Source organism: Duganella sp. SG902 (assembly GCF_013376005.1).
Lineage (GTDB): Bacteria > Pseudomonadota > Gammaproteobacteria > Burkholderiales > Burkholderiaceae_D > Rugamonas.
Genome location: NZ_JABMJK010000001.1, coordinates 537,213 through 556,815 on the forward strand (window position 1 = coordinate 537,213; position 19,603 = coordinate 556,815).

At 65.2% G+C, this 19,603-nt stretch carries 20 protein-coding genes; 10 read left to right on the top strand and 10 right to left on the bottom strand.

The annotated features are described in order from the left end of the window. Positions 1-65 precede the first annotated feature (65 nt). From FHW83_RS02360 to FHW83_RS02370, 3 genes are read left to right on the top strand one after another with little or no spacing between them, the layout of a single operon-like run. Positions 66-500 (top strand): Spy/CpxP family protein refolding chaperone, encoded by a 435-nt coding sequence (locus tag FHW83_RS02360; RefSeq protein WP_176644735.1) that lies wholly within the window; start codon positions 66-68, stop codon positions 498-500. A 13-nt stretch (positions 501-513) separates the two neighbouring features. Then, on the top strand, positions 514-1,242 hold the full coding sequence (locus FHW83_RS02365; RefSeq protein WP_176644736.1) for a response regulator: 729 nt from the start codon (positions 514-516) through the stop codon (positions 1,240-1,242). Then, entirely contained in the window at positions 1,242-2,495 is a 1,254-nt protein-coding gene (locus FHW83_RS02370) for a HAMP domain-containing sensor histidine kinase (RefSeq protein WP_176644737.1), read from the top strand. The genes FHW83_RS02365 and FHW83_RS02370 overlap by 1 nt, the downstream gene beginning before the upstream one ends. Here FHW83_RS02370 and sppA read toward each other — a convergent pair. From sppA to FHW83_RS02385, 3 genes are read right to left on the bottom strand one after another with little or no spacing between them, the layout of a single operon-like run. Continuing rightward, positions 2,492-4,378 (bottom strand): signal peptide peptidase SppA, encoded by a 1,887-nt coding sequence (sppA, locus tag FHW83_RS02375; RefSeq protein ID WP_176644738.1) that lies wholly within the window; start codon positions 4,376-4,378, stop codon positions 2,492-2,494. The two genes, FHW83_RS02370 and sppA, sit on opposite strands and share 4 nt — an antisense overlap. Before the next feature lie 19 nt (positions 4,379-4,397). Beyond that, on the bottom strand, positions 4,398-5,855 hold the full coding sequence (locus FHW83_RS02380; RefSeq protein ID WP_176644739.1) for a sodium:solute symporter: 1,458 nt from the start codon (positions 5,853-5,855) through the stop codon (positions 4,398-4,400). A 46-nt stretch (positions 5,856-5,901) separates the two neighbouring features. Then, complete coding sequence (locus tag FHW83_RS02385) at positions 5,902-7,113, bottom strand: MFS transporter (RefSeq protein ID WP_176644740.1); 1,212 nt, start codon at positions 7,111-7,113, stop codon at positions 5,902-5,904. Positions 7,114-7,336: 223 nt separating this feature from the next. Between FHW83_RS02385 and FHW83_RS02390 the strand changes: the two genes are divergently transcribed. From FHW83_RS02390 to FHW83_RS02400, 3 genes are read left to right on the top strand one after another with little or no spacing between them, the layout of a single operon-like run. Next, positions 7,337-7,561 carry a DUF3820 family protein gene (locus FHW83_RS02390; protein WP_176644741.1) on the top strand — a complete coding sequence of 75 codons (225 nt, stop codon included), beginning with the start codon at positions 7,337-7,339 and terminating at the stop codon, positions 7,559-7,561. A gap of 59 nt (positions 7,562-7,620) precedes the next feature. Beyond that, positions 7,621-8,646: a M4 family metallopeptidase gene (locus tag FHW83_RS02395; protein ID WP_176644742.1), complete on the top strand. Its 1,026-nt coding sequence runs from the start codon at positions 7,621-7,623 to the stop codon at positions 8,644-8,646. An 8-nt stretch (positions 8,647-8,654) separates the two neighbouring features. Further along, a complete protein-coding gene (locus FHW83_RS02400; RefSeq protein WP_229223987.1) occupies positions 8,655-8,960 on the top strand; it encodes a protealysin inhibitor emfourin in 306 nt (101 codons plus the stop codon). Here FHW83_RS02400 and FHW83_RS02405 read toward each other — a convergent pair. The 6 genes from FHW83_RS02405 to FHW83_RS02430 all read right to left on the bottom strand — a co-directional run bounded on the left by FHW83_RS02405 (position 8,957) and on the right by FHW83_RS02430 (position 14,705). After that, the gene (locus FHW83_RS02405) at positions 8,957-9,346 is read right to left on the bottom strand and encodes a PPC domain-containing DNA-binding protein (protein WP_176644743.1); all 390 of its coding nucleotides are present in this window, start codon (positions 9,344-9,346) and stop codon (positions 8,957-8,959) included. The two genes, FHW83_RS02400 and FHW83_RS02405, sit on opposite strands and share 4 nt — an antisense overlap. Positions 9,347-9,348: 2 nt before the next feature. Further along, positions 9,349-9,714 (bottom strand): glutaredoxin domain-containing protein, encoded by a 366-nt coding sequence (locus tag FHW83_RS02410; RefSeq protein WP_176644744.1) that lies wholly within the window; start codon positions 9,712-9,714, stop codon positions 9,349-9,351. A gap of 7 nt (positions 9,715-9,721) precedes the next feature. Then, positions 9,722-10,309, bottom strand: a complete 588-nt coding sequence (locus FHW83_RS02415; protein ID WP_176644745.1) for a YSC84-related protein — start codon at positions 10,307-10,309, stop codon at positions 9,722-9,724. Positions 10,310-10,580: 271 nt separating this feature from the next. Continuing rightward, on the bottom strand, positions 10,581-12,737 hold the full coding sequence (locus FHW83_RS02420; RefSeq protein ID WP_176644746.1) for a bifunctional diguanylate cyclase/phosphodiesterase: 2,157 nt from the start codon (positions 12,735-12,737) through the stop codon (positions 10,581-10,583). Further along, entirely contained in the window at positions 12,730-13,716 is a 987-nt protein-coding gene (locus FHW83_RS02425; protein ID WP_176644747.1) for an EAL and HDOD domain-containing protein, read from the bottom strand. Before FHW83_RS02425 ends, FHW83_RS02420 begins: the two co-directional genes overlap by 8 nt. Positions 13,717-13,775: 59 nt before the next feature. Then, entirely contained in the window at positions 13,776-14,705 is a 930-nt protein-coding gene (locus tag FHW83_RS02430; protein ID WP_176644748.1) for a LysR substrate-binding domain-containing protein, read from the bottom strand. Between the two features lie 109 nt (positions 14,706-14,814). Here FHW83_RS02430 and FHW83_RS02435 point away from each other — a divergent pair, with 109 nt between their 5' ends. The 4 genes from FHW83_RS02435 (at position 14,815) to FHW83_RS02450 (ending at position 18,826) form a co-directional block, all read left to right on the top strand. Beyond that, on the top strand, positions 14,815-15,519 hold the full coding sequence (locus FHW83_RS02435) for a pirin family protein (RefSeq protein ID WP_176644749.1): 705 nt from the start codon (positions 14,815-14,817) through the stop codon (positions 15,517-15,519). Positions 15,520-15,651: 132 nt separating this feature from the next. After that, on the top strand, positions 15,652-16,305 hold the full coding sequence (gene ribA, locus FHW83_RS02440) for a GTP cyclohydrolase II (RefSeq protein ID WP_176644750.1): 654 nt from the start codon (positions 15,652-15,654) through the stop codon (positions 16,303-16,305). Positions 16,306-16,328: 23 nt separating this feature from the next. Next, positions 16,329-17,831, top strand: coding sequence for a serine protease (locus FHW83_RS02445; RefSeq protein WP_176644751.1), 1,503 nt, complete (start codon positions 16,329-16,331; stop codon positions 17,829-17,831). Continuing rightward, complete coding sequence (locus tag FHW83_RS02450) at positions 17,828-18,826, top strand: FHA domain-containing protein (protein WP_176644752.1); 999 nt, start codon at positions 17,828-17,830, stop codon at positions 18,824-18,826. Before FHW83_RS02445 ends, FHW83_RS02450 begins: the two co-directional genes overlap by 4 nt. 155 nt (positions 18,827-18,981) lie before the next feature. Here the strand turns inward: FHW83_RS02450 and FHW83_RS02455 are convergent, their stop codons facing one another. Further along, positions 18,982-19,578 carry a TetR/AcrR family transcriptional regulator gene (locus FHW83_RS02455; RefSeq protein ID WP_176644753.1) on the bottom strand — a complete coding sequence of 199 codons (597 nt, stop codon included), beginning with the start codon at positions 19,576-19,578 and terminating at the stop codon, positions 18,982-18,984. Positions 19,579-19,603 lie beyond the last annotated feature (25 nt).

Consider the following 19,603-nt stretch of genomic DNA (forward strand, 5'->3'; position numbering starts at 1 on the left):
GACATCGCCGCTCAACGTGGGCCGCGCATACTGGCCTCACTACCAACCGACCGAGGAATCACATCATGAGCATCTTCAACCGCCAGACCATCGCCGCCTTCCTGCTGGGTTCCACGCTGGCCGTGGGCATCGGCACCTACGCCGTCGACCGCCACCAGGACGGCCACCGCTCGCACATCGGCCGCCTGTACGCCGAGGTGCAAGCCACCGACGCGCAAAAGGCCAAGATCGATCCACTGGTGAAAGCCGCCATGGACGACCTCAAGCCCCTGCACGAGCAGCTGCACGCATTGCATAAAAAGCTACTTGAGCAAGCCAGCGCGCCGACCATCGACCGCGCCGCGCTGGAAGCCACGCGCCAGCAAGGCCTGGCGCTGGCCGACAAAGCCTCCAAACGCCTGATCCAGTTGGTGGCCGACGTCGGCGACGCGCTGACGCCGGAACAGCGCAAGAAACTGGCCGAGCATCTGAGCCACGGACGCCGGTTCCGCGGCATGTAATAAAATAAACCGCATGAATACTGTAGACCGCATACTGTTAGTTGAAGACGACCCCCGCCTGGCAGAGATGCTCACCGAGTATCTGACCCAGGCGGGTTTTCGCGTGACGCACGCCCCCACCGGCGGCGTCGCGATGGAGCGCATCGCCGCCGCCGAAATCGACGCCGTGATCCTCGACCTGATGCTGCCGGACATGGATGGCTTGGACGTGTGCCGCAAGCTGCGAACCACCTCCGACGTGCCGGTGCTGATGCTGACCGCGCGCGGCGACGCCATCGACCGCATCGTCGGGTTGGAGATCGGCGCCGACGACTATCTGCCCAAACCCTTCGAGCCGCGCGAACTGCTGGCCCGCCTGCGCGCCATCCTGCGCCGCCGCGTCGACCCGCGCCCGCCCGATGCGCCGCGCGGCGCCGCCACGCCAGCCAGCGACGAATTCCTGCGCTTCGGCCGCCTGGAGGTCGATCCCGCCGCGCACGCGGCCAGGCTGGATGGCGTTCCGTGCGAGCTGACCGCCTACCAGTTCGACCTGCTGCTGGTCCTGGCCAAACACGCCGGCCGCGTACTCTCGCGCGACGCCCTGATGGACCTGTTGAAAGGCGAACCGCTGGAAGCGTTCGACCGCTCGATCGACGTCCACATGTCGCGCATCCGCGCCGCCGTCGAAGACGATCCGAAAAAGCCGCGCCGTATCATCACCGTGCGCGGCGCCGGCTACCTGTTCGCCAAGGTGCAAGACTGATGGCGCGCTTCAGCATGGGCCTGCCGCGCCTCTACTTCCGCTTCTACGTGGCGCTGCTGTTCATCCTGGTGCTGTTCGCGTTCGCGGTGGTGATGATCTGGAACCGCACCGGCAGCCCGCTGGAGCGCTCCAACAACACGCTGGCGCAGGTGATGCAGAACGTGCTGGCGCCGGCCGACGCGCCGCCGGAAGAACAGCAGGCCGCGCTGGCGCGCGTGGCGCAAGGCCTCAACGCCCACATGACGCTCTACACGCGCGACTGGCGGCCGCTGGCCGTGGTGGGGGAACAGATCCCGGCGCGCCACTGGCGCCGCCAGGGCATGACCGGGCCGCCGCCGGAATCCTTCGTGCGCCTGCCCGACGGCCGCAAGCTGCTGTCCAGCGAACCGCTGGGCTTCACGCGGCCGAAAGCCATGCTGCACAACGCCCTGTTGCTGCTGGCGCTGGGCCTGGGCATCGCCGCCTTCCCGCTGGTGCGCCACCTGACCAAGCGGCTGGAGCGTTTGCAGATGGGCGTGGAAAAGCTGGGCGCGGGCGACCTGACCGCGCGCGTGCCGGTGGAAGGCAAGGACGAAGTGGCGCGGCTGGCGCAAAGCTTCAACCGCGCCGCCGACCAGATCGAACAACTGGTGGGCGCCCACAAGACGCTGCTGGCCAACGCCTCGCACGAGCTGCGCACGCCGTTGGCGCGCATCCGTCTGGCGCTGGAGCTGATCCCCGACGGCATCGACCCCAAACGCCGCGCCGGGCTGGAACAGGACATCGCGGAACTGAACCACCTGCTCGACGAAATCCTGCTGGCCAGCCGTCTCGGCGCGATCCCGGAAAACACCGACACCGAAGAACTGGACCTGCTGGCGCTGGCGGCGGAGGAATGCGCGCGCTACGACGACGCCCAGCTGGACGGTGAATCGGCCGTCATGCGGGGCGACCCGCGCCTGCTGCGCCGGCTGCTGCGCAACCTGCTGGAGAACGCGCATCGCCACGGCGTGCCGCCGGCCAGTGTGCAGATCAGCTGCGCCAACGGCATGGCGACCTTGCGGGTATGGGACAAGGGACCGGGCGTGCCGGATCCGGAATTCGAGCGCGTGTTCGAGCCCTTCTTCCGCCGGCGCGGTACGCTGGATAACAACGGCGCCGGATTAGGTCTGGCACTGGTGCGGCAGATCGCCCACCGCCATGGTGGCGAAGCGCGCTGCGCCCTGATGAAAGATGGGCGCAGCTGCTTCGAGGTGACGCTGCCGCTGCTTTAAGGCGATTCGCAGAGGCAGTGGGTGATGGCGGTGAACGGCTTCTTCTGCGCCGTGATCTGGGACAGCCAGCCCAGATCATTGGCGATACCGGTCGCCGCGCTTGGCGGCAGGCCGGTGGTGGCGGCTGCGCCCAGCTTCAGTTGCGCGGCCACCGCCTGCGACACCGACTGCACCAGCGCCTGCGCCGTGCCGCCGCCCATCATCTCGATCAGGCGATCGAACTTGCTGATCTCGCGCTCCACATACACCACACGATAATCGGCCGGCAGCTTGGCGCGCGCGGCGGCGGACTTCAGCGCATCGCCAAAGCTGCCCAGACGGTCGACCAGGCCACGGTCCTTGGCCTGCGCGCCGGTCCACACGCGGCCCTGCGCCACCTCATCAATCTTCTCCGGCGTGGTCTTGCGCGCGGCAGCCGCCTTGGTGGTGAACTCCGCATAAATATGATTGATGCTGCCCTGGATCACCTGGCCCAGACGCGGATCCAGAGGGCGCAGCGGATTGCCCGCGTCGCCCAGCCAGGTGGTCGGCTGGCCGGCGGTGTGGATGCCCAGCTTGTCGATCACCTTGTCGGCGGTCGGCAGGATGGCGAACACGCCGATCGAACCGGTGATGGTGTTCGGCTCCGCGATCACCTCATCGGATGACATCGAAATCCAGTAGCCGCCGGATGCCGCCACGTTGCCCATCGAGACCACCACCGGTTTGCCGGCGGCGCGCGTCAGCTCCAGCTCGCGGCGGATCAGCTCCGAGGCGAACGCGCTGCCGCCCGGCGAATCAATGCGCAGCACAACAGCCTTGATGCTATCGTCCTCACGCGCCATGCGAATCAGCTTGGAGGTCGAGTCGCCGCCGATGGAGCCGGGACCGGCGCTGCCGTCGCTGATTTCGCCCTGCGCCACGATCACGCCGATGGCGTCGCCGGTCAGCTTGCGCGGCACGCGGGACAGATACTCGTCAAAGCTGACCTGGCGGAAGCTCTTGCCCTCGGCATCCGGGGCGCCGCGCTTGATCATCATCTGGCGCAGTTCATCCTTGGTTTTCAGGCCATCCACGAACTTGGTCGACAGCGACAGCTTGGCCAGGTCGCCATTCACCGCCGCCACTTGCGTCGGCAGGTCGTTGATGGTCTTCATGATCTGGCCTTGCGGCAGCTTGCGCGCCTTCTCCACGTTGTCCGTGTACGAAGCCCACAGCGCGCTGTTCAGATACGATTCCGCCTCGCTGGCGGCCTGCGAAGGGCCGTTGGCGATATAGGGTTCCGCGAAGCTCTTGTAAGTGCCAACGCGCAGCAGGTTGACGGTGACGCCCAGCTTGTCGAGCGCGTCGCGGTAGTAATTGCGATAGCGGCCGAAGCCCTCGATCAGCACCATGCCCATCGGGTGCATATAAACCTCGTTGGCATGCGCGGCCAGCAGGTACTGGCGCTGGTCGTAGCTGGAGCCCCAGGCCACCACCTGCTTGCCGGAGGCCTTGAAGCGATCGATGGCGCCGGCCACCTCGCGCAGCGAGGCCTGGCCGGCGCCCTGCAGCTCATCGGTCAGCAGCACGACGGCGCCCACGTCAGGGTCCTTGGCGGCTTGATCCAGCACCGCCAGCACGTCGCGCAACTGAATCATCTTGTGCACTTCGCCGCCGCGCAGATTGGTGACCAGCGCATCGCGCGCGTTGACGCTCGATTGTTCAACCAACTGCCCCTTCAGATCCAGCACCAGCGTGGTCTTGGGCTGCAGCGGCTTGGCGCCGCCGCCGAAGATCGCATACAGCAGCATCAGCACCAGCACCAGGAAGATCAGGTTGAGGACCGTGCGCCGGCTGGTATCCAGCGCGCGCCAGAAAAAGGCGAAGCCCCTGCGGACATAAGAAAACGGTGATTGGCTCATCAACACTCCAGTGGTTGCGTTATTTGCAAGGATGATACTGCTTTTTCGAGATCAGCAATAGGCCGGCAAAAACCAGCAGGCCATTCAAGATTAGCAGTTCGAGACCCATGCGGTAGGTCCCGAACAGAGTTTCCTGATTGCAATCAATGACATAGCAGATGACGGGGCCGGCCAGGGCCACCGCCGGCGCCCAGCGGTCGCGCAGCGCGCGCCGGGTCAGGATGCCGAAGGCGAACAGGCCAAGCAGCGGGCCATAGGTATAGCCGGTCAGCTTGAGCACCAGTCCGACCATGCTGGCGTTGTCCACCCACTTGAACACCAGCACCAGCGCCAGGAAGATCGCGCAAAAGGCCAGATGCACGCGGTGGCGCAAGCGTATCCTGGCCTGCTCCGTCAGGTCGGTGCGGCGCTGCACGCCGAGAATGTCGATGCTGAATGAGGACGTCAGCGCGGTCATGGCGCCGTCGGCGCTGGGAAACAGCGCGGAGATCAAGCCAATGAAGAAAATCAGTTGCAGTACAGCGGGCATGTGCGCCATCACTACAGTGGGGAAGAGCTTGTCGCCGGTGGCCGTTACACCCACCGTGGGGGCGTACAGGTACAGCAACCCGCCAAGGTACATGAACAGTACCAGTACAGCTGTCAGTACAGCGGTCAGCAGCAGCATATTCTTTTGCGAATCGCGCAGCGTTTCGACCGAAATATTCTTCTGCATGGTTTCCTGGTCCATGCCGGTCATGGCCAGCACGATGAAGAAGCCGGCCAGCACCTGCTTCCAGAAGTACGCGGGACTGTCGGCCGAGGTGGTGACCACGCGCGTCAAGCCGTGCGCCTGCATCTGCGCGAGGCTGTCCAGCGGGCTGAGATTCATCGCATGCAGCAGCCAGCCGGCGCAGATGACGAGGCCCAGCACCATGCCGGTGGTTTGCAGCGTGTCGGTCCAGACGATGGTCTTCACGCCGCCCTCGTAGGTGTACAGCAGGATCATGGCGAGAATCACGGCGGTGGTGAGCCAGAACGGCACGCCCATGCCATCGAGGATGGCGAGCTGCAGGATATTCACCACCAGATAAAGCCGCGCCGATGCGCTCAGCGTGCGCGAAATGATGAAAAACGCCGCGCCGCTCTGGTAGGAGCGCGGGCCAAGGCGCTGCTCAAGATAGGTGTAGATGGAGGTAAGCTTGAGGCGGTAGTACAGCGGCAGCAGGATATAGGCGACGGCGATGTAGCCGAGCACATAGCCCAGTATCACCTGCAGATAGCCGAAGCCATCGCGGCCGACCGCGCCCGGCACGCTGATGAAGGTCACGCCGCTGAGCGTCGTGCCCACCATCCCGAACGCCACCAGCACCCAGTTACTGCGCTTGTTACCGATGAAGAAGCTATCGTTATTGGCGTTGCGGGAGGTGCGCCACGCCACCGCGAGGAGCAAGGCGAAATAGGCGAAGACGAGGGAAAACAGAGAGACTGCGGACATGGAATATTGGCGGCGAATGAATCGAATCGCCGCCAATATACCTCAATCAGTGGGCCGCGGCGTGGATCGACCTGGCGCCGCCAACGCTGGCCGGGCGTGGATTCAGACGGTCCAGGCGTCCGCTCAACGCCGTCAGGCCGAAGGCGCCCAGCACCACCAGCGCGCCGATCCAGCCCGTATGCACCAGGCCCAGATGCTCAACGATCAGGCCACCTCCCCATGCGCCGCCGGCGATGCCGAGGTTGAAGGCGGCGATATTCAGGCCCGACGCCACGTCCACGGCGCGCGGCGTAAAGTGCTCCGCCTGCTGCACCACATACACCTGCAAGCCGGCGACGTTACCGAAGGCCACCGCGCCCCACACCAGTACAGTTGCCAGCACCAGCCATTTGTACGGCGCGGTGAAAGTCAGCACCAACAGAACAGCGGCCAGGCCGAGGAAAATAATCTTCAACGCGCCCACCGGGCCGCGTCGATCGGCCAGCTTGCCGCCCCAGATATTCCCCACCGCGACCGACACGCCGTAGACCAGCATCACCAGGCCGACGGCGTTCACGCTAAAGCCGGTGATATCGGTCAGAATCGGCGCCAGGAAAGTGAACGCCGTGAACGAGCCGCCGTAGCCGATGGCGGTCATGGCATATACCAGCAGCAGGCGCGGCTCCGCCAGCACCCTCACCTGCTGCATCAGCGAGGCCGGCTTGTTATGCTGGATGGTCGACGGCACGAAGATCGCGCTGCCGAGGATGGCGAGCACGCCCAGCGCCGACACGGCCAGGAAAGTCTCGCGCCAGCCGAAGTGCTGGCCGATGAAGGTCCCGAGCGGCACGCCGGTCACCAGCGCCACGGTCAGGCCGGTGAACATAATGGCGATCGCGCTGGCCGCCTTCTCCTTCGGCACCAGCGAGGTGGCGATGGTCGAGCCGATCGAGAAAAACACCCCGTGCGCCAGGCCGGTGAGAACGCGCGCGATCACCAGCGACTCATAGCTGGGCGCCTTCCAGGCCAGCAGATTGCCGAGGGTGAACAGCACCATCAGCGACACCAGCAACAGCTTGCGCGGCACCTTGCCGGTCAACGCCGTCAACACCGGCGCGCCGACGGCCACGCCCATGGCGTACAAGCTGACCAGCAAGCCGGCGGACGGCAAATTCACGCCCAGATCGGCGGCGATAGTCGGCAGCAAGCCAACGATAACAAACTCGGTAGTCCCGATAGCAAACGCGCTGATGGTCAGCGCAAGCAGTGCAATAGGCATGACTTCACTCCTGAAAAGTTGACGCATGCAGTATCGCGATTAAGCCGAGTGAGAAAAAGCCTCCATAGTCCAAAACATCTTTGCCCGCCGCGCAACGATCCCAATTCGGGGTCAGCTCTGGCAATCGGACACGCACAAACACTCTTTGAGGAAGATCAACGCATTTTTTAAATGTCCGATTGCCAGAGCTGACCCCAAATTGCTTAGGCGCTAGAATTCGGTCATGAACGCTGACAAACTCGCCCTGCTGCTGACGCGGGATATGCCTTACGGGAAGTACAAGGGTCGCAAGATCGCCGATTTGCCGGGCCATTATCTCGGCTGGTTCGCCCGCGAGGGCTTTCCAGCCGGCGAACTCGGCGCCCTCATCGCGCTGATGTACGAAATCGACCATAACAATCTGCGCAGCCTGCTCGATCCGCTAAGGCAGGCCCATCGGCAATTGTGACATCCCGGCCATGCAAATCCGTGTATAAATACACTATTGCATTGTTTAGGAGAACCGTCATGGCCGCGCATCCACAGGATTGCACTTGTTTCATCGTCCCGCCCAAGATGCTGCGCAAGCTGGCGCAAGCCACGCCCGATGCCTGTGAGCGCGATTGTCTGCTCGACCAGGCGGAGATCTCCGCCCATCTGCGCGGCCAGCGCTCGGTCGCGCCGGTCGTGATGGGGCTGGCGGTGGTGGCCGGCGAGAAGCGCCGCTCGGTCTACGACGCCCAGAATAAATCGGTCCTGCCCGGCAAGCTGGTGCGCGGCGAGGACGGCAAGCCGTCCACCGACCTGGCGGTCAACCAGGCCTACGACGGCGCCGGCGCCACCTACGATTTCTTCCGCGAGGTGCTGAAGCGCAATTCCATCGACGGCAAGGGCTTGCGTCTGGATTCCACCGTGCACTATCAGGTCAAGTTCAACAACGCGTTCTGGAATGGCCAGCAGATGGTCTACGGCGATGGCGACGGCAAGCTGTTCCTCGGCTTCACCGGCGCCATCGATGTGATCGCCCACGAGCTCACCCATGGCGTCACGCAATACGCGGTGCCGGGCGGGCTGGTGTATGCCGACCAGAGCGGCGCGCTCAATGAATCGATCTCGGACGTGTTCGGCAGCGTGGTCAAGCAGTGGACGCTCAAGCAGAACGTCGAGCAGGCCGACTGGCTGATCGGCGCCGGCATCATGACGGCCGAGGTCGGCAAGGCGCTGCGCTCGATGGCCGATCCCGGCAACAAGGAGCTCACCTGGTCGGGCGACGATCAACCGAAAACCATGGCAGGATATGTGGAAAACGGCGACGTCCACACCAATTCCGGCATCCCCAACCATGCTTTTTACGCGGCCGCCATCGCGCTCAAGGGCAATTCCTGGGACAAGGCCGCGCCGATCTGGTACAAGGCGCTGTCGCTGCTGACGCCGAACGCCACCTTTGCCGACATGGCCAAGGCCACGTCGGAATCGGCGGCCCTGCTGTACGGTGTGGATTCGCCGGAACAGCACGCCGTGCAGGCGGCCTGGAAAGTGGTGGGCGTGGCTTAGGAGGCATCATGCGTTTGACGTTGACATGCACAGGTGGCTTCACCGGACCGGCCGGCGCGCAAAAGCGCACGGTCGACCTGGCGCAGCTGCCGGCGCAGCAGGCCAGCGAGCTGGAGCACTTGCTGCGCGCCAGCGATTTCTTCGCGCTGCAGCCCAAGCTGGTGAAGGAGGCGCCCAAGTCCTGGGACTTCCAGTACGATCTGGAGGTGGACGATGACGGCCAGTCCCACTGCGTGCGCTACCACCTGGACGAGGCGCCGCCCCCGCTCAAGCAGCTGACCGAAAAGCTCAACGATGAGGTCGCGCCGGACTAACGGATCTTCAGTTCCGGATAGCCGGTCCGCAAGTCATGCTCGCGCGTGAAGCGCTGCCCGGGCAGCAGCGCCAGCAGCAGTTCCGCCGTGGTGCGCACGATGCAGCCCGCGCCCACATGGCCACCCCACACCCTGCCCCGCGCATCGGACACCGACATGTGCAAGTGCGCCCCGTCCGGCGACAGCGAGCCGGCCAGCGTCAGGATTTCCAGGTCGCCGCGCAGTTCGGCCGTGGCAGGCTGGCCCGCGTAACGCAACTGCGCCACGCTCAGGCTGCCGATGCCTTGCAGCACGAAGCCGGCCTCCTGGCCGCTGGCCAGAAAAGCCTCCACCACCGCCGCGCGCAGGTCGTCGCCCGGATGCAGTCGCAGCGGCAGCGCTTGCATGCTCAGCCCAGCAAACGCGCCAGCTCGCCGCTGGCGATCATTTTCTGCAGGTCGCCTGCCCCGCCAATCAAGGTGCCGTTCACGAAAATCATCGGGAAGGTCGGCCAGCCGCTCCACAGCTTCAGCGCCAGACGCGGCCGCCACGACGAGAAGTAGTTGCCATAGCTGAGGTATTGGTACTGGATGCCCTGCGCATCGAGCAGCTTGCGCGCCTTGGCCGGGAACGGATTCAAGCCCATGCCGACCACCACCACCTTGTTGGCGGCGATGGCGGCCTCCACCTCGGCGATCAGGTCGCGGTGATAGCTGCCGATCTGCGCCAGTGCGGCAGGATGGATGCGGGCTTGGTCCAGGATATGACGGGTCATTGTTGCCTTATAAATTGAGTTTGGTGATTTTGGTGCCTTCGAGGTTCAGGTTGGCCATCAGGCCGGCGTTGGTCAGCACAAACGCCTGCACCGGATTGTTGGCGGTGGTGGTGTCGATCTCGCCGTTGGCGCCGACCTTGATCAGCGCCACCGAGCCATCCACGCCCGCCGTCCAGCCCTTGCCGTTGCGGAATTTGTCCAGCGCCTCGCGGCTCATGAACAACAGTACCACCGCCTTGGACTGGGCGCCAGCCTGGAAGCCGACCGACAGCGAGGCCACGCTGTAGTAATCGGCGGTCTGGCCGCCGGTGCGCAGCACGCCTTTGCCATACTCGCCGCCCACCACCAGCCCGGCCGCCACCACGTTCGGGAACACCAGCACGCCATTGGCCTTGCGCACCAGTTCACGCGATCCCTTGACCTCCTTGTACAGGCGCTCGAGCGTATTGTAAGCGCCCTGCTCGATCTCGGTCTTGACGGCGGCGTCGCTCGGCTTGGCCGCGCCGGTGGTGGTGGTGCAGCCGCTCAACGCGGCGGTGCCGCAGGCCAGCGCCAGCGCGGTGGCGGCGCGCGCCAGGAAAATACGTTTGTTCATGGCAGTCTCCAGAAGAAAAAGGCCGCTACGGCGGCGGACATCGAAGGGAAGCAATGCTTAGTCAATTATAAACTCGACGCGCCCTTCGTCCCTGCACCGCTGAGCGCTGTGCCCCGCCTCTTCAAATGCCGAACACATGCGGTTGCCCTGCGGGTCTTCCAATCGCGGACGGAGCAGGTTGAACGGTTTGCCGGCCGCCTTCCCCGGCGCCGGCACCGACAGCGCGTGGATGCGCGCGCCGCTCTGCCAAAAGCGGGTGTGGATCTTCACCTCAGCGGGTATTGAAGGCGAGACGCTTGCCCTCGCGCAGCATGGCCGCGAACTCGGCCGCCGGCACCGGCTGGCTGAACAGATAGCCCTGCAGCTGGTCGCAGCCGAGCTCGCGCAGAAAGGCCATTTGCTCGGCCGTCTCCACGCCCTCGGCCACGATTTCCTGGCGCAGTTGCTGCGCCATGGTGACGATGGCGCGCGCGATCGCGCAATCGTTTTCTTCGTACGGCAAGCCGATCACGAACGCGCGGTCGATCTTCAGGGTGCTGATCGGGAACTTCTTCAGATAGGCCAGGCTGGAGTAGCCGGTGCCGAAGTCGTCCAGCGCCAGCGCCATGCCCATCGCCACCAGCTGGTTCATGATGGCGATCACCTTGTCGGTGCCGCGCACCAGCAGGCTCTCGGTGATTTCCAGGTTGATCTGGTCCGGCTGCACGCGGTGCTTCTCCAGCACCGCCGCGATGCGCTTGGGCAGCTCGTGGTCGAACTGGCGCGCCGACAGGTTGACCGCGATCGGTGGCGTGATCAGGTTGGTGTCGCGCCACTCGCGCACCTGGCGGCACGCCTCCTCCAGCACCCAGGTGCCCAGATCGAGGATCAAGCCGGTCTCCTCGGCCACCGGGATGAACACGCCGGGCGACACCAGCCCGCGCACCGGATGGCGCCAGCGCAGCAGCGCCTCGGCGCCGACGATGCGGCCGCTGCGCAAGCTCACCTTGGGCTGGTAGTACAGCTGCAGCTCGTTGTTGCGCAAGGCTTGCCGCAGCTCGCTCTCGATGCGCAGGTGTTCCTTGGCGCGCTGGTTCATCTCCTCGCTGTAGAACAGGAAGTTGGATTCGATGCTTTGCGCCGCCTTGGCCACCGCCACGTCGGCGCAGCGGATCAGCGTCGCCACGTCCAGCCCATCCTCGCTGTAGGAGGTGATGCCGATGTGCGCCCCCACCTGCAGGCTGTGGGAGGCGATCGCGATCGGCGAGGACAGGGCCGCCAGCAGCTTCTGCGCCACGATGCCGGCGTGCTCGCGCTTTTCCACGTGCAGCAGCGCGATGGCGAAGCGGTGGCCGTCGAGCCGCGCCAGCACGTCGCCCTCGCGCAGCGAGGCGCGGAAGATGCGGCCGATCTCGCACAGCAACTCGTTGCCGATCTCGTGGCCCAGCGTGTCGCTGATGGCGCCGACGCGGGTGATCTCGATCACCAGGATCGCGCCCTGCTCGCCGGTGCGCTTGGTTTCGGTCAGCGCCTGCCCCACCAGTTGCGACAGCAGGCACAGGTTGGGCAGGCCGGTCAACGGATCGTAGTTGGCCATGCGCTGCATGCGCGCCTCGGCGTCCTTGTGCACGCTGATGTCGGAGAACAGCGAGAACGTGTGGCTGATCTTGCCGCTCTGGTCGCGCACCGCGCTGATGGTGACCGACTGCGGGAACAATTCGCCGTTCTTGCGCTTGCCGACGATCTCGCCGCGCCACGGTCCGCCGCCCTGCATGGCCGCGCGCACCTTGGCGCGGAAGTCGGCGTCGTGCACGCCGGAGCGCAGCAGGTCCGGCGTCTTGCCGATCGATTCGGCCGGGGTGTAGCCGGTGATGCGGGTGAACGAGGAATTGATGGAGACGATGCGTTCATGGGCGTCGGTGATCAGCACGCCCTGCTCGCTGTCCTCGATGATGCGCGCGTGCAGGTTGACCTTGTCCAGGTCCGACAGCGCCTGGTTGGCCTGCGACAGCCGCACCAGCATGCCGACCGGCTCGCCGTCCTCGTGGCGCAGCTCGATGTCGAGATGGACCCAGATGATCTCGCCGCTCTTCTTGCGCCGGCGCACCTCGGTGCGGGCGGCCGCCTCGCCCGGATTGTGTTCGAAAAACAGTTCGGCGATATTGCCGTCGTCATCGTCCTCGGCGTACAGGAACAGCACGTGCTGGCCGACCACCTCGGCCGCCGTGTAGCCGAACATCAGTTCCGCGCCCGGGCTCCACGCGGTCACGTAGCCGGCCGGGTCCAGCGCGAAGGTGGTGTCCAGCGCCGTCATGTCGGCGGGTTTCAGGGATGATTGAACTTCGATCAGCGCCGCCTCCAGTGCGGTCAACGTCTGCGCCAGCGCTTCGCCTTGTTCACTCCGGGCTTGGCGGCTCAGGGCGAGACAACGCTCGATCGCTTCACGCATGGGGGCTACCCGCCTTACCCGCCGTCACGCTTTGCATCCATAAATGGGCGTCGACGGCGATGCGGTTGTAGGTGTCGGTATCGACCTGCAGCGCCCGCAGGCTGCCGGCCAGGGCCGCGTGGTCGGCCTGCTCGGCGGCTTCGACCACGCACAGCAACTGTCCCAGCTCGCCCTGCCGCGACAACAGGGCCAGTTGCACGGCTTCGCTGATGGTCAGCGGTTTCAGCACCTCGTCCAGCGGCATGCCGAACAGCACGCCCAGCAGGGAGAACATGCCGACCATGAAGGCCTGCTCCTGGTGGTGCTTGTCGTGGCCGCAGGCCTTGGACAGCAGCTCCATCGAGCGCGCGCGCACCGCCACCCGCGCCAGCAGCATGGCCGAGCGCGGATCGCCCTCGCGCGACGAGAACAGCATCAGGTTCAGCCAGCGCCGCAGTTGCGAACGGCCGAGGATCAGGATGGCCTGCGAAAAACTGGTGACGCGGCGGCCGGTGCCCATGCCCAGCGAGTTCACCAGCCGCAGCAGGTGGTAGGACAGGGTCGGATCCTGGCGCAGCAGCGCTTCGATCTCGTGGGTATCGGCGTCGGCCGACACCAGTTGCACCAGCTGCAGCGCCAGCGCGCGCGAGGCCGCCTGCGTGCCGACCGCCTTGGCCGGCGGCGCCAGGAACCAGTCGCCCGCTATCCATTGCACCGAGGGCGGCAAGTCCCTGGGCAGCGCGTCGCCGGCGCGCTGGAACTTGTCGTCCAGCAGCACTTTCCAGCCGGCCTGCGCCAGCGCCTGGTTGAGCTCCTGGCTGGCGCCCGCGCGGTAATAGCAACCCATGCCGCCGCTGGCCAATTCTTCAAGCAGATTCATCGGCGGTTGCGCGGCGCCCGCCGGCAGGAGCGCGGCGTCAAACAGCAATGCCGCCGGACTGCCGTTGCGGTCGGCCAGGGGATGCAGAAAAACAGGTGGCGTGGCAGTCGATACAGTCATGGAAAGGTTCCAGCGGAAGACGGCGATTATCCCGCTATGGTACTCCGAAACTATTGGCCTTAGTCAATATTATGATGCGGCAGATGGCTGAGCAAACGTTCGAACAGGCCCGGCTGGCGCATGCGGTTCAGCCACCAATTGAGCGCGGCGCCGTTTTCGCCGCTGCGCCAGGCCAGGTAGAAGGTCTCGGCCGGCTTGGGCTCCTCCACCTGCTTCTCGACCAGCAGGCCGGCCGCGATGGCGGCGCGCGCGCATGGCTCGGGCAGGAAGCCGAAACCCATGCCGGCCAGCTGGTACTGGAATTTGGTGTGCATGTCGGGCACGGTCAGCGTGTCTTGGCCCAGCAACAACCCAACCGTGCGCGGCGCCATCTGGCGCGCGGAATCGGCCACGCTGATGGCGCGGTGATGCTGAAGATGGGTGCGCCCCAACTTGTCCTGAACATCGGCGAGCGGATGCGAAGGCGCCACCGCGAACACGAAATTGACCTTGCCGATCGGCTCCGATATATAGCCGCCCCCGGCCGGGCCGTCGCCGGCCGCGCCCACCAGCAGGTCGGCGCGGCGGTCCAGCAGGGCCTCCCAGGTGCCGGACAGCGCTTCCTGCACGATGCGCAGGCGGGTTTGCTTGGCCACCTCGTAAAAGGCCGGCACGTCGGCGTGGAACAGGCAGGGCGAGAACATGGAATCCATCGCCACCGCCAGCTCGGTCTCCCAGCCGGAGGCCACGCGGCGCACCCGGTGCTCGAGGTCCTGCGCCGCTTTCAGCAGGTAACGGCCCTCCTTCAGCAACTCGGCGCCGGCGGCGGTCAGTTCCACGCGCGGGCCGTTGCGCTCGAACACCTGCACGCCGAGATCGTCCTCCAGCTTGCTGACGGTGTAGGAAATCGTCGATGGCACGCGGTGCAGCTCCTTGCCGGCGGCGGAGAAGGAACCGCGCCGGTCGATGGCGTCCACGATTTGCAGGGCTTCCAGGCTTAATCTGAGCATTCGAATTTTTCGATAGTAGAGGGGTAATTTTTCCGTTTTTTTATTTTGAAACGACGGCCTACAATGTGTCCATCGCTTTCAAAATTATCGCACATTAAAGGAGCCCACCATGTTACAAGTACGTCATTCCGATTCCCGCGGCAAAGCCAACCACGGCTGGCTGGATTCCAAACACAGCTTCTCCTTCGGCCACTATCACGATCCCGAGCACGTCGGCTTCGGCCCGCTGCTGGTGATCAACGAGGACAAGGTCATGGGCGGCCAGGGCTTCGGCACCCACGGCCACCGCGACATGGAGATCATCTCCTACGTGCTGAGCGGCGCGCTGGAACACAAGGACAGCATGGGCACCGGCTCGGTGCTGCACTACGGCGACGTCCAGCGCATGAGCGCCGGCACCGGCGTGCGTCACAGCGAGTTCAACGGCGACCGCACGGAGCAGGTGCACTTCCTGCAAATCTGGATCCAGCCCAACCAGATCGGCATCCCGCCCAGCTATGAGGAGAAACACTTCACGCCGGAGAGCAAACAAGGCAAGCTGGCCCTGATCGCCTCGAACGACGGCCGCAACGGTTCGGTGCTGATCCACCAGAATGCCGAGATCTACGCCACCATCATGGCCGAGGGCGACCGCCTGACCCATGAGCTGAAAGCGGGCCGCATCTCGTATGTGCACCTGATCCGGGGCGCGGTGACGGTCAACGGCGTGCACCTGAAAGCCGGCGACGCCCTGAAAATCACCGACGAAGCGCTGGTGACGCTGGAACAGGCGGAAGACGCCGAACTGCTGGTGTTCGACCTGCCCCGGCAGTAAGGCTTGAAAAGCTAGAGGCTGGCCCAAAATAAATTTCTGCCAGTTTTGGTATCATGAAGGGCGCGCCGGGTCTGTTGGAACAGCCCGGCGCGCCTTTTTTACCTAGTTATGAACAGAATAAAGAGCAAAACCATGTCGCACAGCGCAGAAATCACCTCCCCGGACGAACTCAACTACGTCACCTCCTGCGCCTTGCCGACCCCATGGGCCCAGTTCACCCTGCACGCCTTCGTCGAGAAGGCCACCGGCAAGGAACACCTGGCCATGGTGCTGGGCGACATCGGCAATGGCGCGCCGGTGCTGGCGCGCGTGCACTCGGAATGCCTGACCGGCGACGTGCTGTTCTCGCAACGTTGCGACTGCGGCGCCCAGCTCGAAGGCGCGCTCAAGAAGATCGCCGACGAGGGCCGCGGCGTGCTGCTGTACCTGCGCCAAGAAGGCCGCGGCATCGGCCTGGTCAACAAGATCCGCGCGTACCGCCTGCAGGAGGCCGGCGCCGACACGGTGCAGGCCAACGAACAGCTGGGCTTCAAGCCCGACCAGCGCACCTACGGGCTGGTGAAACCGATGCTGCAACAATTCGGCGTGAAAAGCTTACGCCTGATGACCAATAATCCGCGTAAGATCGATGCCATGACCAAATTGGGCGTCGAAGTGGCCGAGCGGGTTCCGCTGCTGGTCAACCGCAACGCCTTCAACCAGTATTATCTGGATACCAAAGCCGCCAAGCTGGGCCACATGATGACGCCGCTCACCCCGGCGCCGGTGGAGGATGGCGCGCTGTAAGGTAGTAACGTTTTAAGGACTGCATGAAAGTCATCAAGCTCGCTCGCATTCTTGCTGTAACCTGGGCCTGCGCCGCCGGCGCGGCCTCCGCCGCGGATCCGGCCGCCACGCAGCCGGCGGCGGCCCCCGCCCCTGTCCCACATGGCGCCAAGCCGGCGGCCAAGGCCGCGCCGCCAGCGACCGCGCCGAACAGCGCCCACACCACGACACCCGCCGCGACCGCGCCGGCCGCCGGCCCGGCCGCTGGCGCCGAGGCCGCCGCCAACGCCGACAGCGCGCCGCTGCCGCCGCCGTCGAGCGCGGCCCAGCACCTGTACGCGTCCGCCAAGCACGACATCCTGCAAGTGCGCTCGCTGCTGAAAAGCGGCCGCACCCAGTCCTCGGTCGGTTCCGGCTTCCTGATCGGCACCAGCAACCTGGTGGTCACCAACTACCATGTGGTGTCACAATTCGCGCTCGATCCCGACACCTACGTCGGCGAATGGGTCGACACCAGCGGCCAGCGCGGCAATGTCGAGCTGCTGGCGGTGGACGTGCTGCACGACCTGGCCGTGCTGCGCGTCAACCGCAACGGCACCGGCTTCTTCAAGATGCCCGAACAATTGGCGCGCCTGACCCAGGGCCAATACCTGTACTCGATGGGCAACCCGCTCGACCTCGGCTTCGCCATTTCCGAGGGCGCCTACAACGGCGTCATCGCGCGCAGCTTCTACGACCAGCTGATGTTCACCGGCCCGATCAACTCCGGCATGAGCGGCGGCCCCAGCGTGACGGCCGACGGTTCGGTGGCCGGGGTCAACGTCTCCAAGCGCCTGGACGGCGAACTGGTCAGCTTCCTGGTGCCGGCCCGCTACGCCCAGGACCTGCTGAAAAAAGTCGAAGCCCAGCAGAAAGCGCCGAGCGACTTCACCGCGGTGGTGGCCGGCCAGTTGCTGGCCCACCAGTCCGCGATGGTCAACCAGTTGCTGGCCAGCCCGCTGAGCCTGAAGCCGATGGGCCCGTACCAGGTGCCGGTGCGCGAATCCGAGCAGATGCGCTGCTGGGGCCGTTCCAACGTCAAGGCCGACAAACCGTTCACGGTGGACGACGCCAGCTGCGCGATGGAATCGGCGATCTTCGTCAGCGGCTCGCTGCAGACCGGGCAGATCAGCATCCGCCACCAGTTCCTGCGCAGCACCGGCCTCGACAAGCTGCGCTTCGCACAACTGTCGAGCGCCTCGTTCAAGAACGAACACTTCGGCAGCAACAAGGACACGCGCCTGACCGGCCCCAACTGCACGGAAGACTTCGTCAAGAACAAAGACCTGCCGCTGCGCGCCGTGCTGTGCGTGCGCGCCTACCGCAAATTCGCCGGCCTGTACGACTTCGCGCTGCTGACCGCCAGCACCGACCAGGGCTTGATGAGCCTGCAAAGCCGGCTCGACGCGCGCGGCGTCTCGTATGAAAACGGCCTGCGCCTGTCGCGCGTGTTCCTCGAATCGCTGTCGCTGGCGCAGCAGAAGCCGAAGAAAGGAGGCGCAAAATGAAGGCCCCCTACTTCGTCGAAATCCTGGCCCGAAACGGCGACGTGCTGCACCGTCACAAGGTGACGCAACTGCCGATCCGCATCGGTCGCAGCTACGACAACGAAGTCATCCTCGACGACGCGCACAGCGCGGCCAGCCACGCGGTGGTCGAGCTGGACGAGCACAACCAAGTGGTGCTACGCGACCTCGGCAGCAAGAACGGCAGCGTCTACAAGGGCCGCCGCCAGAGCACCATCACGCTGGACGGCAACACCGTGGTGCGCCTCGGCCACACGCGGCTGCGGGTGCGGCCGTACGACTTCCCGGTGGCGCCGGAGATCGCCGACACCACCATGCACGGCTGGGAAGGCGCGACGCCGGCCACCATCGGCCTAGTGCTGATCGCCGTGTTCTCCTGCCTGGAGACGTGGCTGTCGGACGTCGAACCGTTCGCCCTGATCCGCTACCTGCTGGTGCTGGCCTCCAGCCTGGCGGCCGGCTTGCTGTGGGCGGGCGTGTGGGCGCTGGCCAACCGCCTGTTCGGCAGCCATGCGCGCATGGGGCGGCACCTGTTCATCCTCGGCAGCGCGCTGGCGGCGGTGGGCTTGTGGCGTGCCGGCAGCTCGGTGCTGGCCTACGCCTGGTCGGCCGAATCGCTGACGCGCTACGGCAACCTGGTGACGCTGGCGATTGCCTGCGGCATGGTGTTCTTCCACCTGCTCACCATCAAACCGCACCACCCGCGCCGCTTCCTGATCACGGCCACCGTCATGCTGCTGGCGGGCTCGGGCTTGATGGTATTGGCCAACCTGCAAAGCACCGGCCGCGCGGCGGACGAGCTGTACATGTCGGTGCTGCTGCCGCCGGAAGTACGGCACAGCGAAGACCGCAGCGTCGACCAATTCATGGGTAACGCCGGCAAACTGAAAGCGGCGGTGGACACCGCCCGCACCCAAACCATCAAAGCCGGCGCCGCCGACACCGAAGACGACGACGACGACGGCACCACCGACTAATCCGAGGTTAAGAGCCGTCATTCCCGCGCAGGCGGGAATCCATGCTGAACTGATGACCACGCGCCCTATGGATTCCCGCCTGCGCGGGAATGACGGTTCATCAGTTTGCGGTCAAAAAGGCCTTAACTTAGCGGCATTAGGACCTGACCCCGGAGTTATGTTGGCCAGCCACGCAGGACTTGGTCGACCACTTCCTGCAACTGCTGGCGCGTGGCGCCGGCCGCCGCTTGCACCGCCATGCCGTTGGAGACGGTCATAACGTAACGCGCCATCTGGCTGGCGCAGAAGTCGGCCGGCAGATCGCCCTCTTGTTTCGCCCGCTCGAAACGCTCGCGCAGCCGCACCTCGGCCGCCGCCCGGCGTTCAATCAGGGAGTTGCGGATCGGCAGCGCATCGTCGCTGCACGCCAGCGCGCCGTTGATCACCAGGCAGCCGTGCGGCGCCTCTTCCTCGGTCTGGGCGTTGGCGTTGCCGCGCAAGAAATGCTCGACCACCTCGCGCGCGGTCTTTTTCTCCAGCGCGGCGTCAAACAGCGGATCGTGGGTGGCGCCGTAACGCTCCAGCGCCAGCCGGAACAGGTTTTCCTTGTTGCCGAACACGGCGTACAGGCTGGGCCGGTTCATGCCCATGGCCTCGGTCAGCTCGGGCAGCGAACTGCCTTCGTACCCTTTCTCCCAGAAAACTTTCATGGCCTTTTCCAGCGCATTGTCCGCATCGAAGGTGCGCGGGCGGCCGATTTTTCTCTCTTTCATACCGTTCGGTTAAAAATTCATTGAC

Excerpts from the sequence above, each read along its gene's own strand:
- FHW83_RS02360 (WP_176644735.1), top strand. The coding sequence starts at position 66 with ATGAGCATCTTCAACCGCCAGACCATCGCCGCCTTCCTGCTGGGTTCC.
- FHW83_RS02415 (WP_176644745.1), bottom strand. The coding sequence starts at position 10,309 with ATGAACAAACGTATTTTCCTGGCGCGCGCCGCCACCGCGCTGGCGCTG.
- FHW83_RS02390 (WP_176644741.1), top strand. The coding sequence starts at position 7,337 with ATGAACGCTGACAAACTCGCCCTGCTGCTGACGCGGGATATGCCTTAC.
- FHW83_RS02430 (WP_176644748.1), bottom strand. The coding sequence starts at position 14,705 with ATGCTCAGATTAAGCCTGGAAGCCCTGCAAATCGTGGACGCCATCGAC.
- FHW83_RS02385 (WP_176644740.1), bottom strand. The coding sequence starts at position 7,113 with ATGCCTATTGCACTGCTTGCGCTGACCATCAGCGCGTTTGCTATCGGG.
- FHW83_RS02455 (WP_176644753.1), bottom strand. The coding sequence starts at position 19,578 with ATGAAAGAGAGAAAAATCGGCCGCCCGCGCACCTTCGATGCGGACAAT.
- FHW83_RS02370 (WP_176644737.1), top strand. The coding sequence starts at position 1,242 with ATGGCGCGCTTCAGCATGGGCCTGCCGCGCCTCTACTTCCGCTTCTAC.
- ribA (WP_176644750.1), top strand. The coding sequence starts at position 15,652 with ATGTCGCACAGCGCAGAAATCACCTCCCCGGACGAACTCAACTACGTC.
- FHW83_RS02435 (WP_176644749.1), top strand. The coding sequence starts at position 14,815 with ATGTTACAAGTACGTCATTCCGATTCCCGCGGCAAAGCCAACCACGGC.
- FHW83_RS02400 (WP_229223987.1), top strand. The coding sequence starts at position 8,655 with ATGCGTTTGACGTTGACATGCACAGGTGGCTTCACCGGACCGGCCGGC.
- FHW83_RS02410 (WP_176644744.1), bottom strand. The coding sequence starts at position 9,714 with ATGACCCGTCATATCCTGGACCAAGCCCGCATCCATCCTGCCGCACTG.
- FHW83_RS02365 (WP_176644736.1), top strand. The coding sequence starts at position 514 with ATGAATACTGTAGACCGCATACTGTTAGTTGAAGACGACCCCCGCCTG.
- FHW83_RS02420 (WP_176644746.1), bottom strand. The coding sequence starts at position 12,737 with ATGCGTGAAGCGATCGAGCGTTGTCTCGCCCTGAGCCGCCAAGCCCGG.
- FHW83_RS02395 (WP_176644742.1), top strand. The coding sequence starts at position 7,621 with ATGGCCGCGCATCCACAGGATTGCACTTGTTTCATCGTCCCGCCCAAG.
- FHW83_RS02380 (WP_176644739.1), bottom strand. The coding sequence starts at position 5,855 with ATGTCCGCAGTCTCTCTGTTTTCCCTCGTCTTCGCCTATTTCGCCTTG.
- FHW83_RS02450 (WP_176644752.1), top strand. The coding sequence starts at position 17,828 with ATGAAGGCCCCCTACTTCGTCGAAATCCTGGCCCGAAACGGCGACGTG.
- sppA (WP_176644738.1), bottom strand. The coding sequence starts at position 4,378 with ATGAGCCAATCACCGTTTTCTTATGTCCGCAGGGGCTTCGCCTTTTTC.
- FHW83_RS02405 (WP_176644743.1), bottom strand. The coding sequence starts at position 9,346 with ATGCAAGCGCTGCCGCTGCGACTGCATCCGGGCGACGACCTGCGCGCG.
- FHW83_RS02425 (WP_176644747.1), bottom strand. The coding sequence starts at position 13,716 with ATGACTGTATCGACTGCCACGCCACCTGTTTTTCTGCATCCCCTGGCC.
- FHW83_RS02445 (WP_176644751.1), top strand. The coding sequence starts at position 16,329 with ATGAAAGTCATCAAGCTCGCTCGCATTCTTGCTGTAACCTGGGCCTGC.